Below are 15,196 nucleotides of genomic sequence, written 5' to 3'. Positions count from 1 at the left end.
ACCGGGCGTAGCCGGCGGTGAGATGTACTCGCAGATTCTCGTTCCGACCGACGGCAGCCCCGCGTCGGACGCCGCGATCGAACACGCGATCGACCTCGCCGAGCGGTACGGCGCCACCCTCCACACGCTGTACGTCGTCGACGGCGCAGCGTACTCGACGCTCGAAGCCGGCGCCGAGGTCGTCGTCGACGCCCTCGAGTCAGAGGGGAAAGAGGCCACGGGGCGGGTCGCGGACGCCGCCGAGGGCGCCGGCGTCGACTGCGAGTCGACGGTCGCCAGCGGGACCGCCTACCGCTCGATTCGGGAATACGTCGACGAGCACGCGATCGACATGGTCGTGATGGGCACGCACGGGCGGAAGGGACTCGACCGGTACCTCCTCGGCAGCGTCACCGAGCGGGTCGTCCGGACCTCGGACGTCCCGGTCCTCACCGTCCGGCAACCGAACGATGAGTGAGTCGCCGCCGCGACGGGGGTGACCCCCGTGCGCGACTGGCTCTCACAGCGGGTCGCGGCCTCCCCAGACGACGCGGCGCTCGTCCGGGCCGAGGACGGCGAGGCGTGGACGTACACGGACCTCGACCGCCTCGTCTCGGAGACGGCCGGCCGCCTCGTCGCTCAGGGGGTCGAGGCGGGCGACAGGCTCGGCGTGCTCACCCCGCCGTACGTCGGAACGGTCGGACTGGTCCACGCGGCGATGCGGATCGGGGCGACGTTCGTCCCGCTCGGACAGGAGCTCACCCCGAGAGAGCTCTCCGAGCGGATCGAGCGGGCGGAGCTCTCCGCGCTCGTCTGCGCGGAACCGACCGAAGACGACGCGCTGGCGGCCGTCGACGGCATCGGCGACACGCCCGTCTTCTCCGTCGACGACCCGGCGGACCCGACCGTCACCGCCGTCCACGACGCCGAGCCGTCACCGGTCGACCCGCCCGAGTGGGAGCGCGACGACCACCTCTGTGTCCTCTTCACCTCGGGCACGACGGGGGAGCCCAAGCCGGTCCCGCTCACCGCGGGCAACGTGTACAGCTCCGCCGTCGCCTCCGCGTTCCGGCTTGGGGTCGACCCCGGCGACCGCTGGCTCGTCTCCCTCTCGCTCCACCACATGGGCGGGCTCGCGCCGGTCTACCGCTCGGCGCTGTACGGGACGACGCTCGTGCTCCGGGGCGGGTTCGACCCCGGTGGCACCGCCGACGACATCGACACGTACGACGTGACCGGCGTCTCGCTCGTGCCGACGATGCTCAAGCGGATGCTCGACAGCCGCGGCACCCTCTCGGACACGCTCCGCGTGGTCCTGCTCGGCGGCGCGCCGGCGTCGGACGAGCTGCTGGAGCGCTGCCGCGACTACTCGGTCCCGGTGTACCCCACCTACGGGATGACCGAGTCCGCCTCGCAGATCGCCACCGCGACGCCGCGTCAGACGCGGGACCGGATCGGCACCGTCGGTCGCCCCCTGTTCGGCACCGAGGTGACGGTCGTCGACGAGGACGGCACGCCGGTTGAGGCCGGCGAAAGCGGAGAGATCGTCGTCGACGGCCCGACGGTGACGCCCGGGTATCTGGAGCGTCGGCCGGAGGGCGGGGGCGAGGCCTCTCCCGAGCTGGACCGCTCCTCGTTCGGTCCGCACGGCCTCCACACCGGCGACGTGGGGCGGGTCGACGAGGACGGCTACCTCTTCGTGCTCAACCGGCTTGACGACCGGATCATCACCGGCGGCGAGAACGTCGAGCCGGGCGAGGTGGCCGACGTGCTCCGCGAGTTCCCCGCGATCGAGGAGGTCGCCGTCGTCGGTCTCGACGACGAGACGTGGGGCGAGCGGGTCGCCGCCCTGCTCGCGGTCGAAGACCCGGCGGAGGCGGCGCTGGACGAGGCGGCCCTCGCCTCCTTCACCCGGGAGCGGCTCACCGGGTTCAAGCTCCCTAAGACGGTGGCGCTCGCCGACGAGCTCCCGCGGACCGTCTCGGGAACCGTCGACCGAGAGGCCGTCCGGGAGGCGCTTCGGGACCGGGGCCACGACCTAGGCGGCCCCGACCCCGAGCTGGAGACGGCCGGCTTCGAGCCCGCGGACCCGACCGATCCTCCGGGCGCCGACTCGGCCGACGGCGACGGAGTCGACGGGGGTGACGCACCCGAGCGTGACCCCGCCGAGGTCAACGACGCCGAGGGAACCACGAGCGCGGACGCCGCGACGGCTGGGGGCGACACCGACACCGAAGCGGAAGACGACCCGGACGAAGACGCTGACGACGGTCGCGGTGACGAGATCGCTGACGGGAGCGACGACTCCGACGAGGGCGACGACGGACCCGTCGACGCCGAGGAGTCGGGGACCGGTTCATAAACCCTCCCGACATTTCTCGTTGTTTCACGAACGTTTTGACCGCGGAGCCCGCAGGTCGGTCATGGATCTACTCGACGACAGCATCGTGCCGGAGCACGCGCGCGACGTGAAGGCCCAGGCCCGCGAGTTCGCCGACGAGCACATCGCACCGAACGCGGAGTCGTACTACGATTCCGGCGAGTACCCGTGGGAGGTGCTGGAGGCGGGGATGGACGCCGGCCTCGTCGCGCAGGACATCGGCGAGGAGTACGGGGGCAAGGGGTTCGACCTCGCGCAGGTGCTCGCGATCGCGGAGGAGTTCTACCGCGCCGACGCCGGCATCGCGCTCACGCTCCAGCTCGCGAGCTTCGGCGCCGAGATGGTCGAGCAGTACGGCACCGACGCACAGAAGGAGGAGTACCTCCGCCCGGTCGCGGAGAACGACCAGATCTCCGGGCTCGCCGTCTCGGAGCCCGAGACCGGCTCGGACCTCGCGGGGATGACGACGAAGGCGGAGAAGGTCGACGGCGGGTACGAACTCACCGGCGAGAAGTACTGGGTCGGCAACGCGGTTGAGGCCGACTGGCTCACCGTCTACGCCAAGACCGGCGAGAGCGAGGACCGCTACTCTAACTACACCCTGTTCATCGTCGAGACCGACTCGGACGGCTACGAGGCGGAGCACATTCCCGAGAAGATGGGGATGCGCGCCTCCAAGCAGGGCCACATCGTCTTCGAGGACTGCTTCGTCCCCGAGGAGAACGTCGTCGGCAGCGAGGGCGGCGGCTTCTACGTGCTCGCCGACTTCTTCAACCACGGCCGCGTGATCGTCGGCGGACACGGGCTCGGGCTCGCCGCCGCGGCCATCGAGGAGGCCGAGGAGTTCGTCCACGACCGCAACGCCTTCGGGCGCACCGTCAACGAGTTCCAGGCCGTCCAACACACCCTCTCCGACATGCGGATCGGCTTCGAGTCGGCGCGCGCGCTCAACTGGCGCGCCTGCGAGAAGGTCGCGGACAACGAGGACGCGGGCTACTGGGCCGCCTTGGCGAAGACCAAATCCACCGAGGTCGCCACCGACTGCGCCGAGAGGGGGATGAAGCTCCACGGCGGCCGCTCGATCCTGACCGACCGCCGGATCGCCCGCGTCTACCGCGACGTGCGCATCCCGGTGATCTACGAGGGCGCCAACGACATCCAGCGGAACCTGATCTACAAGCAGTCCAGGTAGGTCGGCGTCGCGGGACCGGTCGAGTTTTTACCTCAGATCCGCTCGGCGAGCGCCGAGAGCGCCTCGCTCCCGCCCGACGAGAGGGGGTTCCCGTGGCCGACGCAGGCGACCTCGAACGGGGGGGCGCGGTCGGCGAGGTCCCGGATGCTCTCCAAGACCGCGTCCGTGTCGTAGCTGATGACCCACTCGGAGGGCTCCAGCGCGCCGTCGGACTCCGAGACGAGGTCCCCCAGCAGTCCGACGCCCAGATCTTCGCTCACGTACGCGACGTGACCGGGCGTGTGACCGGGCGTGTGGTAGGCGGTGAACGAGCCGAGCCGCTCGCCGTCGGCGACGGCCTCGACCGCTAACTCCGGCAGCGTCGTGAACAGGCCGGCGACCCGCTGGAGCGCGCCTTTGTGGTTCCGCCACGGCGGCGACCGCTCGCCCCGGAGGAGCGCCGCGTCGAACGCGCCGGTGTACACGGTGGCGTCGAGCTCCGGCGTCAGCGCCGCGAGAGTCCCGACGTGGTCGAGGTCGTAGTGGGTCAGCAGCACCCGCTCGACGTCCGCGAGGGCGACGCCGGCCTCGGCGACCCCCTCTCGGATCGCCGCCTCCTCCCACGGCGTCCCGGCGTCGACGAGCGCGGGGGCGCCGTCGTCGACGAGGTAGGCGCTGACGCCGCGCAGCTCGAACCGCCACACTCCGTCCGCGAGTTCCGTCGCCATGGAGCCTCGTAGCGACCGGCGGGGTTTGACGCTGGCGGCCGGGGCGAGCGAGCGGTCCCGGCGACGAAAACGCCAAGACGCCGGGGGGACACCACGACGTATGCGACTCGAGGACTACTGGGGGATCGGTCCGAAGACGAGCGAACGGCTCGTCTCGGGGCTGGGGACCTCGCGGGCGGTCGAGGCGATCGAGTCGGCCGACGTCCGGGCGCTCGTCGACGCCGGGCTCCACCGGGGGCGAGCCACTCGGATCCTCCGCCGGGCCAACGGCGAGGCCGGCATGGACGTCCTCGCGACGGGGGACACCCGCTCGGTGTACGACGACCTGCTCTCGCTGGCCGCGAGCCACGCCGTGACGGCCCACGCTGCCGACCGGATCCGGGTGCTGACGCCGCTCGCCGATCGAGACGCGGTCGAAGACCGACTCGATAGCGTGGTCGCCGCGCGGGACGCGTGGGAGGGGCTCGCCGAGGCCGACCGGGAGCGCGTCGTCGAGGCGTTCGACGCCTACGACGACGCCGAGGGCTCGGACCTCGCGGCCGTCGAGACGGCCCTCGCGCTGCGGGAGGCCGGACTGGACGAGGGGCCGTTCGAGGCGGTCGGCGGCCTGGAGGCGGACGCCTTGCGGGACGCCGCCGACGCGCTCGCGGACGTGCGCGGCCCGGTCGACCCGACGAGCGTCGACGGCGACGGCGCGATCGAGATCGCCCGCGGCGCCGACGCGGAGCTGGACCGCCTTCGGGACCGGCTCGACGCGGCCGAGGGGCTGGAGAACTCCGCGTTCGACGTGCTCGACGCGGTCCGGGACGGCTCGCTGCGCGACTTCGAGGCGCTGGAGGCCGCGACGATCGACCACGTCGCGAGCGAGACCGGCGTCGACCCGGCGACGGTGCGCTCGGTCGCCCCGGACGACGCGCTCGACGCCGCCGACTTCGTCTCGGCCACCCTCCGCGACCTCGTGGCGGAGCTGGAAGGGGCGGTCGGAGAGCGCGAGGCGGCGGTCGCCGCCGACATCCGCGAGCGGATCGGGGGGGTCGGTGCGGGAGGGGACGAAGACGGCGGAGGCGGCGAACGGGGCGGCCACGTCGCCCGCGCGGTCGCCGCCGTCTCGGACGCCGCGTTCCTGCTCTCGCTCGCGCGCTTCGCGGCCGCCCGCGACCTGGTCCGGCCGACCCTCGTCGACGACGGGGTCGCGGTGCGGAACGCCCGAAATCTCTTCGTCGCCGGCGAGGTCCAGCCGGTGTCGTACGCGGTCGGGACGCACTCGCTCGCCGACGGGGCGGGCGTCGCGAGCGCCGACGCCCCGCCGACCGGCGACCGGGTGAGCGTCCTCACGGGCGCGAACTCGGGCGGGAAGACGACGCTCCTCGAAACGGTCTGTGCGGTCGCGCTGCTCGCGTCGATGGGGCTCCCGGTGCCCGCGGAGGCCGCGGAGGTGGGCGCGTTCGACCGGATCGTCTTCCACCGCCGACACGCCTCCTTCAACGCCGGGGTGCTGGAGTCGACGCTGAAGTCGGTGGTCCCGCCGCTGGTCGAAGACGGGCGGACGCTGATGCTCGTCGACGAGTTCGAGGCGATCACGGAGCCGGGGCGGGCCGCGGACCTTTTAAACGGGCTCGTGACGCTCACCGTCGACCGAGGGGCGCTCGGCGTGTACGTCACGCATCTCGCGGAGGACCTGAGCCCGCTGCCCGACGCCGCCCGGATCGACGGGATCTTCGCGGAGGGGCTCACGAGCGACCTGGAGCTGCGCGTCGACTACCAGCCCCGCTTCGGCACGATCGGGAAGTCGACCCCGGAGTTCATCGTCTCGCGGCTCGTCGCGAACGCGAGCGACCGCGGCGTCCGCGCGGGCTTCGAGCACCTCGCCGGCGCCGTCGGCGAGGAGGCCGTCCAGCGCACCCTCTCGGACGCGGAGTGGACGGGTGAGCATGAGTGACGGCGAGAGGGGGACCCCCGACCGGATCCGGTCGATCGCGGTCCACCGCGAGGACGTCGCGAGCGCCCTCGAAGCGACCCTTCGGAGCGACCGCGAGGTCGTCCTCCGCGTGACGCCGCCGTTCTCGGGTCGGATGCGGGCCCGGCTGCACGCGATCGGTGAGGACGTCCCCAGCGCCGACGGAGACGTCCCCGGCACCGGCGAGGGCGACGCCGACTCGCCGGCCCCGATCCACGTCGACCCCAGAGACCTCGTCGGCGAGGTCCCCGCGTACCCCGAGGCCGACGAGACCGCGGCGGCGCACCCCGACGCCGACGTCGAGACGCGCCGCGAGCTCCACGAGGAGGCCGTCGAAGGGTGGCGGGAGCGAGTCCGAGGATCGATCGTCGAATCGATCGCGATCGGAGTCGCCGCCGGAAGCGACGGCGAGGGGAACGCGACCTGCGAGATAGCCGTGACCGCGCTCGGTTGACTCCGGCCGCTCTTTTAAAAAGATCGCGGGTCCGCTACAGCCGCAGCCGCTCGACCGACGTGCCGGCGCCGGCGAAGTCGCCGAGGGACGACTCGTCGCCGTCCGCCGCCTCACCGGGAGTCGCCGCCGCGACGACCACTGTGTCAGCGTCGAGGTCGGCGTCGAGCCGGACCTCGTACTCGCCGTCGTTGGGGGTCGCCAGCGTGGAGCCGTTCGCGGCGTACACCGCGACCGCGCCGCCGTCGGTCTCGCCGGAGATCACGAGGTCCTCGCCCGCGTACTCGACGGCGGCGGTGAGGTCGGGGCCCGCGGGCCGGTCGCGCTCGACGTAACGCCCCCGGACCGCGTCGGGCGTCTCGACCGGTTCGCCGGCGTCGACGCCGTGGGCGAGCCGGATGTAGCCGGCCATCGTCCACGCGAGCGGGGTCGCCCCCCCGGTTCCCTCGCCGAACTCCCACCCGTAGTCGGTCGGGTGCTCGCGGTCCCACACCTGCTCGGGGAGCATCCGCCCGGAGTTGCCGAACCCGGCCATCGTCTCCAAGAGTGCGTCGGGTTCGAGGGCGTCCTCGTCGGTGCCGCCGAAGGCGTCTGGGCCGTCGGCGCGGGCGCGGAGCTCGTACTCCCCGCGCTCGCCGGTGAAGATCGGCCACAGCCGCCCGCGGCCGTCGCCGGTGCCCGCCCACGGCGCGCCCGGGTCGCCGGCGGCGATCTCGCCGTAGGCGTCGCCCACGTAGCGGTACCACGCGGGGCCGTGAGGCGTGTCGACGCGGATCGAATCGTCGACGACGGAGACGGAGTTCCGGACCGCCTCGTCGTCCGCCGGCTTCACGCCGAGCCGGACGAGCTCCAAGAAGCCGCCGTCGACGATCTCCCGCTCGTCGTAGGTCGGCCCGTCGTTGGCGATCGTCCGCGGCCGGCCGGACTCGGGGTCGCCGTTGGCGGTGACCCGGAGGTAGTACGGCGTGTCGGCGTGGCGCTCGGTCCCGGTCGACGTCGCGCACCACTCCTCGACGCGCGCGGCCCAGTCGTCGGCGAGCCCGAGCCACGCGAGCGCGTCTGCGCGGAGCCCGTTCGGAGCCGGGTCGCCGCCCAAGGCGGCCGCACCGCTGCCGCCCGACTCGATCCGATCGGCCTCCCCGAGCGCGAGCGCGGCGCCGCAGACGAGCCCGGCGATCTCGGCGGCGATGCTCGACGGCGAGAAGCCGGCCTCCTCCTCCCAGCGCTCCTGAGCCGTCTCGGGGCCGTTCCTCGCGATATAGCCGAGCGAGCGCCGGACCTGGTCGTAGGTGTAGTCGGCGTCGTCGGGGGCGACCCCGCGCTCGTACAGCTGCCACGCCATCACCGACGGGAACGCGATGTTGTCCATCTGCTCGCCGCCCCAGCGGGTGCGGCCGTCGATGTAGGTGTTCTGCGGGAGGAAGCCGTCCGCGTCCTGCTGGGTGTTGTAGAGGTAGGCCAGGGCGTTCGCGCCGCGGTCGACCTCGCCGACCTCGATCAGCGCGGTGAACACCTGGTAGAGGTCGCGCGACCAGACGAAGTTGTAGCCGTAGCCGCGGTCCTCGGCGGCGTACTCAGTCTCGCCCCACGGCACCGACGGGCTGGCGATCCCCGCGCCGTCGTGCCGCTTGTCCTCCACGGCCGCGAGGGTCATCAGCGCGAAGCGGTACTGGGTCTCCAGCGCCGCGTCGCCGGTCACCGAGTCGGGGAACTCCCGACCGACGAACCAGTCGCGCCACGACTCAACGTACGAGTCGGCGACGTCGTCGAAGCCGCGCGAGATGGCGCCGCGGGCCTCGCCGAGCGCGGCCGCGGTGTCCGCCTTCTCCGCGAAGCCGAGCGCGACCGTGTCGGAGACGGCGGTCCCGCTCCCGACGAGGCCGGCGAGCACGACGTTCCCCGTCGCCTCGGCGGCGCCCTCGCCCCGCTCTCCCTCGCCGAACAGGGCGTTCGCGTCTCTCCCCCCGGCCGCGAGAACGCTGGCCCACTCGAACTGACTCTCGCTCGCGAGCGCGAGCGCGACCTCAAAGGAGTCGCCGTCGTCGTCGACGAGCTTGCCCGTGCCCCGGTCGGTCGCGTCGTCGTTGCGCGCGAGGAGGTGGTAGCCGTCGGCGTCGCCCACGCGGTCGCCGCGGTCGTTCGTGCCGACGTTCGTGATCGTCGTGTCGACGAGGGCGTACACGTCGTACTCGCGGCCGCCCTCGAACTCGACGTCCGCAAGGATCGCGTCGCCGTCGGTGTCGACCGCGTACTCGACGGTGAGCGTCCACTCGTGGCCGTGGCCGTCGCCGGTCTCCCGGATCGTCTGGGTGTACGCCAGGGCGTCGTCGACGGTCGGCTCCGTGCGGCGCTCGACGGTCTCCGTGGCCGTCACGTGGCTCGTCTCGTCGAAGGTCCGGATCGTGTACCCCGTCTCCGGGTCGGCGACGAGGAAGTCGAACGTCCGGACGTTCATCACGTCGATCCGCGGGAAGCGCGCCTCGGTGAGCGCGCCCTCGGTCAGCGTGAACCAGACCGGCACCGGGTCGTCGGCCTCGTGGTCTGCGGGGGTACCGACGCCGAACTTCCGGCCGGTCGTCCAGTGGGGCGCCTCGCCCGGCCCGGTCGGTCGGTCGTGCGGGACCGGCAGCGCCCCGTGCTTCGCCAGCGTCACCGTGGCCTCGATCCGGAGTCCGTGCGACCACCCGACGGGCGTCGCGCTGTCGAGGTCGCCGTCGTCGAACGCCTGCTCGGCGAAGAGGCCGGCGTCGTTGACGAAGGGGCCGTCGGGTTCACAGAGCGCGTACAGGTCGCGGGCCGCCCCGAACAGCCGGCTCGCGTCGCCGTCGCGCTCGCGGACGAGTCCGCCGAGCGAGGCGGCCGCCGTCACGCCCCACAGCGTCGCGATCGACCAGACCTTCGCGCCGCCCTGCTCGGCCGTGCGCCAGTCGTCGCCGACGAACCGGACGAGCCCCTCGACGTCGGCCGTCTCCCGGTGTAGCGCCTCGATCGAGTTCCGCACGTGGCTCTCCACGCGGTCGAGAAACGCCTCGAAGTCGGCCGTCGCGACCGGCGCGCTCGAGCCCTCGGTGACCGCGCCGTCGACGTCCGCGCGCTCCTCGCGAAGCGCCGCATACTCGACGGCCGCGCCGGCGAGCGCGAAGGTGCTGGCGTCCGCGCGGTCGTCGCGGCTCTCCTCGCTCGCGCGCTGCGGGAACCGCTCGGTGTCCGGGTTCCAGCGGTCGTCGAGCCCGGCGAGCGCGTCGTCGGCCGCCGCGGCCGCCGCGACGCGCGTCTCGTCGTCGACCGGCGCGCGGGCGACCGCGGCGAACGCGCGGAGATACGCCGCGCCGGTGTGGGTGAACCGCCCGAGGGCGTTCTCCCAGCAGTTCTGACACCGCCGGGGGAGCCCGTCGTCCTCGGTCGTCTCGCGGAGGAACGCGACCGCGTCGGCGATCGTCCCGTCGATCCGCTCGCGCCACTCCTCGGGGAGGTCGCTCGTTCGGCGGAGCCGGGCGAGGAACGCGACCACCGAGGCCGGCTGGTCGAGCTGGTCGTTCGGGCCGGCGGTCCCGTTCGCGCCCTCGATCCGGGCGTTCGCCCAGCCGGGGGCGACCTTGCCGGAGTCGGCCCACACGCGGTGGGGCCACGAGCCGTCGGCGTCCTGGGTGCGGCAGAAGAACGACGCGGTCGCGAGCAGCTCCTCGTCGGCGTCGAGGCCGATCTCCTCGCTCGCGCTCAGGAGCGCCGTCGCGGTCTCCGCCTCGTCGCGGAACCAGGTGTAGCCGTACCCGCCGGACGTCGAGTAGAAGGGGTCGAACTCGGGGGCCGCGATCCGCGCGCCGGACTCGGCCGTCAGCAGGTCGAGCGCGCGGAGGTCGCTCGCGATCACGTCCCGCCGCGGCACGTCCTCGGGGACCGTCGGCCCCCGGCCCGCGGCCGCCTCGCGGAGGTCGGCGGCGTCGGGGTAGGCGGTCGCGATCCGCGAGAGCTCCTCGATCCGACGCTGGCGGTCGGGCCCCTCGGAGAGCGCGTCCATCGCGTCGTCGCCCGTCTCGCGGGTCTCCCGACGGTCGACGATCGCTCGGCTCGCCAGCGTGACGCGCTCGGTCCGGCCGTCGCGCTCGAAGGGCGCCCGGACGACGACGTCGGGGGTGAGCCGCGAGTCCTCGCGCTGGTCGATCTCCCCGCGGTGGGGGAACCCGGCCCCGTCCTCGCCGAGGAGCTCCGTGATTGTGCGGAGCCGCTGGCCGTGCGCCGCCGAGAGCCCCGTCGACGCCGTGAGGAAGTCGTGTTCGGTCCGGTGGTACACCTCGACGACGCTCCCGTCGTCCGGCCCGGCCTCCTCGTGGACGAGGTTGCCGACGCGGCCCTCGACCATGTCGGGCGAGAACGCGCAGGCGGCGACGAGCTCGGCGTCGGCGGGCGGCGCGCCGCGCAGCTCGACGTGCGTGAGGTGTGTGTCGCTCACGACGAGGTCGAACTGGTGGACCGTGTATCGGCCCGCGTCGTACTCCGTCTCGACGAGCGGCGTGTCATCGTCGTAGTGCTGGCGCGTCGTCGTGAGGTCGTCGAACCAGCGGACGCCGCGGCCGGCCGTGATCCCCATTCGGAGGCGGTCGGCCCCGCCGACTCCCGACAGGGAGTACGAACAGTCGTGGACGGCGCCGTCGGGCCCGACGTGGACCAGACGGCCGTCGTCGCCCGTGAACGCGCCGGCGGTCGTGGGACGCTCCGCCGGATAGCGCTCGCCGCGCCGACGTTCGTGCTCCGTGAGAGCGGTTCGCAGTCGCATAGTCGCTTTGCGATTCCCGGGCTAAAAGCCTTGACGAACGAGGCGATGAGTCCGTCCGAGCGGGATCACCCAAGGGCAACAACAAATACCCCGGGTGCCGATGGATGGCACATGCACCACCCTGGACCCCCCCGATTCCTCTCGACCGGGGAGACGACCCAGCTCGCGCCGCGGGACCCGGACCCGGCGGCGAACTACGACTGGCGCGTCGCCGACGCGCCGCCGGACAGCGAGTCGACCGTGGGCGAACAGTCCGTGACCGAGTTCACGCCGGACGTGCCCGGCCGGTACCGGATCGGCCTCGACGCGCCCGACGGCGACCACCTCCTGACGGTACGCGCGTTCGCGGCGAGCTACGAGGGCGCCGACGTCGCCGGCGGGAGTGGGACCGCGATCCGTGACCGCGACGCCGACCACGCCGAGATCGACTACGGCGCCGAGCGCGCCCACGAGGGCGTCGGACGCCCGCGGGTCCGGCTCGACGCGACCGTCGAAGAGGCGGAAGAGGGGGCCGAGGTCGTCGTTCGGGCGACGCCGGAGCCGAACCCCGAGTCCGCCCTCGACGCGTCGGCGCTCGCGGTCGACTTCGTCGTCGACGACCGCGACGTCGAGGCGGCGGTCGCCGAGGGGCGGCGGAACCCCCGCGACGCGCTCCGGACGACCGACGACGGGCGCGCGCTTCGGGTCCCGGCCGACGCGGTGCCGGACCGCCTCCGCGTCCACGGGGTCGCCGTCGCTCGCGAGCCCGGGCGCGAACAGCGGGTGAGCGTCGCCGACGCGGTCGCGGTCGAGCGCGTCGACCGGGGCGGCCTCACGGCCGCGGACGGGATCGAGCCCGCCGCTCCGGACCTGACGGCCCCGACCGGAGCCGACGGCCCCGCCTTCGAGACCGTCCGACTCAACCAGCCGCCCGAGTGGACGACGGACGCGACCGTCTACGAGGTGTACGTCCGGACGTTCGCCGACGCCGACGAGGGCGAGGCGTTCGAGGCCATCGCGGAGCGGATCCCCCGGATCGCCGACCTCGGCGTCGACACGCTATGGCTCACGCCCGTCCTCGGGCACGACGGGAAGCCGCACGGCTACAACATCGTCGACTTCTTCGACGTCGCCGAGGACCTCGGCGACCGCGACGACTACGAGGCGCTCGTCGAGACCGCCCACGACCACGGGATGCGGGTGCTGTTCGACTTCGTCGCCAACCACACCGCGCGCGACCACGAGTGGTTCCGAGACGCCTACCGGAATCCCGACTCGCCGTACCGCGACCGCTTCGAGTGGCAGGAGTCCGGCGAGCCGGGCACGTACTTCGACTGGGAGCTGATCGCGAACCTGAACCACGCCAGCCTCAACGTGCGCCGCTTCCTGCTCGACGTGATCGACGAGTGGGCCCCGCTCGTGGACGGCTTCCGCTGCGACATGGCGTGGGCCGTGCCCGACTCCTTCTGGCGCGAGCTGCGTGACCGGGTGAAAGCCAAGGACCGGGAGTTCCTGCTGATGGACGAGACGATCCCGTACATCCCCGGCTTCCACGAGGGGATGTTCGACGTCCACTTCGACGCGACCCTGTACTTCCAGCTCCGGCAGGTCGGCCGCGGCGCCGAGCCCGCCGCCTCGCTGCTCGACGCGATCGACCAGCGCTCGGAGATCGGCTTCCCCGACCACGCCGGCTTCCTCCAGTACATCGAGAACCACGACGAGACGCGCTACCGCGTCGAGTGCGGGGACGCCGCGGCGGCCGCAGCGGCCGCCGCCACGATGACGCTTCCGGGCGTGCCGATGGTGTACGCCGGCCAGGAGATCGGCCAGCGCGGCCGCCGCGATGCGATCGCGTGGGACCACGCGCGCGACGAGGTCCGCGAGCGCTACGAGCGCCTGCTCACGACGCGCACCGACCACCCGGCGCTCGGGCCCGAGGGCGACCTCGAACGGGTGGGGTACCACGTCGCCAGCGGCGACCTCTCCGAGCGGCCGATCGTCGCCAGCGGGAACATCCACCCGGACGACGCGGTGGCGTTCCGTCGGAGCGACGGCGAGGAGTCGCTTCTCGTCGTGCTCAACTTCGCCCCGGAGACGGCGAGCGTCGCGGTCGACGCCGACCACGCGGACCGCGACTTGGTCACCGGCGAGTCCTGCGTCGTCGTCGACGGCGAAGGGACCGAGCGGATCCGCGCCGAGGAGGTCGCGGTCGTCCGGGAGACGGGGGAGTGACTCGGCCCCGCGGACGCAACGCTTGAGTCGGTGGGGGTCACAGGGGAACGCATGCGACTCGACCGCTCTGCCGGCGTGTTCTGCCACGTCACCTCGCTGCCGGGACGACACGGGATCGGCGACCTCGGCGACGGCGCCGCCGCGTTCCTCTCGTTCCTCGGCGACGCCGACGTGGACCACTGGCAGATCTGCCCGATCGGCCCGACGACGGACGGCGCCGCGGAGTCGCCGTACCAGTCCCCGTCGGCGTTCGCCGGCAACCCCCTTCTGATCGACCTCGGCGGGCTCGTCGCCGACGGCTGGCTCGACGAGTCCGACCTCGAACCGGTCCCCGACTTCCCGGATCACCGCGTCGACTACGGCGCGGTGCGGGAGTACAAGCTCCCGCTGTTGCGGACCGCCTTCGAGCGGTTCGACGAGGGGGCCGGGGAGGAGGCGGCAGGCGAACTCGACGCGTTCCGCGAGCGCGAGCCGTGGCTCGCCGAGTACGCGCTGTTCCGGGCCCTCTCCGAGGCCCGCTCCGAGGAGACGTGGGTCGACTGGCCCGACCCGCTCCGGACGCGCGACCCCGAGGCGCTCGCCGAGGCCCGCGAGCGACACGCGACCGAGATCCGGTTCCGGGAGTTCGCGCAGTGGACGTTCGACCGGCAGTGGCGCGAGATGCGGGCTGTCGCGGCGGAGGAGGGCGTCTCCGTCGTCGGCGACGTGCCGATCTACGTCGCGCTCGACTCCGCCGACGTGTGGGCGAACCCGGAGGCGTTCCGGCTCGGCGCGGGGAACCGCCCCACCGCGGTCGCGGGCGTCCCGCCGAACCCGGGCGACGACGGGCAGCGCTGGGGGAACCCCGTCTACGACTGGGAGCGCCTCGCCGAGCGGGAGTACGACTGGTGGGTCGCCCGGTTCCGGCGGCTGTTCGACCTCGCCGACGTGGCCCGGCTCGACCACTTCCTCGGGTTCGTGAAGTACTGGGCGATCCCGGCCGACCGCGACGACCCGGCCGCCGGCGAGTGGCGGGAGGGGCCGGGGCGCGACCTGTTCGAGACGGTGGAGCGCGAGCTCGGACAGGCGCCCTTTATCGCCGAGGACCTCGGGTTCGAGGAGCCGGCGATGAACGAGATCATGGCGGAGTTCGGCTTCCCGGGGATGCGCGTCCCGCAGTACGCCGACTGGTGCGAGGAGGGGAACCCGTACCAGCCGATGCACTATCCGGAGGGGGTCGTCGGCTACACGTCGACCCACGACACGGACACGTGGGTCGGCTACTTCGAGGGCCTCCCCGAGCGCCAGCGCGACTGCTTCCGGTACAACGTCGGCGCCGACGGCGACCGCGGGATCGAGTGGGAGATCGTCGACGAGGTGTGGGACTCCGAGGCGGTGCTCGCAATGACGACGATGCAGGACCTCCTCGGGCTCGGCAGCGAGTCCCGCTTCAACGAGCCGGGGACGGTCGACGGCAACTGGGAGTGGCGGCTGACGCGGGACCAGCTCGACGACGCCATCGCGGATCGGCTGTGGGACCTCGCCGGGCGTCACGTGCGGTAGGGC

Annotated in this window: 9 protein-coding genes; 7 read left to right on the top strand and 2 right to left on the bottom strand. The window is 73.0% G+C overall.

Annotated features, from left to right (window positions below; genetic code table 11):
• Positions 1 to 22 precede the first annotated feature (22 nt).
• The 3 genes from N5096_RS09075 to N5096_RS09065 all read left to right on the top strand — a co-directional run bounded on the left by N5096_RS09075 (position 23) and on the right by N5096_RS09065 (position 3,551).
• Positions 23 to 457: a universal stress protein gene (locus N5096_RS09075; RefSeq protein ID WP_267664114.1), complete on the top strand. Its 435-nt coding sequence runs from the start codon at positions 23 to 25 to the stop codon at positions 455 to 457.
• Positions 458 to 484: 27 nt separating this feature from the next.
• Positions 485 to 2,341, top strand: coding sequence for an o-succinylbenzoate--CoA ligase (menE, locus tag N5096_RS09070; RefSeq protein ID WP_267664113.1), 1,857 nt, complete (start codon positions 485 to 487; stop codon positions 2,339 to 2,341).
• Positions 2,342 to 2,402: 61 nt separating this feature from the next.
• Positions 2,403 to 3,551 carry an acyl-CoA dehydrogenase family protein gene (locus tag N5096_RS09065; protein WP_267664112.1) on the top strand — a complete coding sequence of 383 codons (1,149 nt, stop codon included), beginning with the start codon at positions 2,403 to 2,405 and terminating at the stop codon, positions 3,549 to 3,551.
• A gap of 32 nt (positions 3,552 to 3,583) precedes the next feature.
• Here N5096_RS09065 and N5096_RS09060 read toward each other — a convergent pair whose 3' ends face one another.
• The gene (locus N5096_RS09060) at positions 3,584 to 4,258 is read right to left on the bottom strand and encodes an MBL fold metallo-hydrolase (RefSeq protein ID WP_267664111.1); all 675 of its coding nucleotides are present in this window, start codon (positions 4,256 to 4,258) and stop codon (positions 3,584 to 3,586) included.
• A 100-nt stretch (positions 4,259 to 4,358) separates the two neighbouring features.
• On the opposite strand from N5096_RS09060, the gene N5096_RS09055 reads away from it, so the two are divergent.
• Together N5096_RS09055 and N5096_RS09050 are read left to right on the top strand one after the other, a co-directional pair.
• Positions 4,359 to 6,197: a MutS-related protein gene (locus N5096_RS09055; protein ID WP_267664110.1), complete on the top strand. Its 1,839-nt coding sequence runs from the start codon at positions 4,359 to 4,361 to the stop codon at positions 6,195 to 6,197.
• Positions 6,190 to 6,669: a DUF8009 family protein gene (locus N5096_RS09050; protein ID WP_267664109.1), complete on the top strand. Its 480-nt coding sequence runs from the start codon at positions 6,190 to 6,192 to the stop codon at positions 6,667 to 6,669. Before N5096_RS09055 ends, N5096_RS09050 begins: the two co-directional genes overlap by 8 nt.
• 34 nt (positions 6,670 to 6,703) lie before the next feature.
• On the opposite strand, the gene N5096_RS09045 is transcribed toward N5096_RS09050, so the two are convergent.
• Complete coding sequence (locus tag N5096_RS09045; RefSeq protein ID WP_267664108.1) at positions 6,704 to 11,440, bottom strand: DUF7997 domain-containing protein; 4,737 nt, start codon at positions 11,438 to 11,440, stop codon at positions 6,704 to 6,706.
• A 111-nt stretch (positions 11,441 to 11,551) separates the two neighbouring features.
• Here N5096_RS09045 and malA point away from each other — a divergent pair, with 111 nt between their 5' ends.
• A complete protein-coding gene (gene malA, locus N5096_RS09040) occupies positions 11,552 to 13,651 on the top strand; it encodes an alpha-amylase MalA (RefSeq protein WP_267664107.1) in 2,100 nt (699 codons plus the stop codon).
• A 51-nt stretch (positions 13,652 to 13,702) separates the two neighbouring features.
• The gene (gene malQ, locus N5096_RS09035; RefSeq protein ID WP_267664106.1) at positions 13,703 to 15,193 is read left to right on the top strand and encodes a 4-alpha-glucanotransferase; all 1,491 of its coding nucleotides are present in this window, start codon (positions 13,703 to 13,705) and stop codon (positions 15,191 to 15,193) included.
• Positions 15,194 to 15,196 lie beyond the last annotated feature (3 nt).

The organism is Halorubrum yunnanense (assembly GCF_026586675.1).
Taxonomy (GTDB): domain Archaea; phylum Halobacteriota; class Halobacteria; order Halobacteriales; family Haloferacaceae; genus Halorubrum; species Halorubrum yunnanense.
This window is presented reverse-complemented; position numbering and strand designations above follow the sequence as displayed.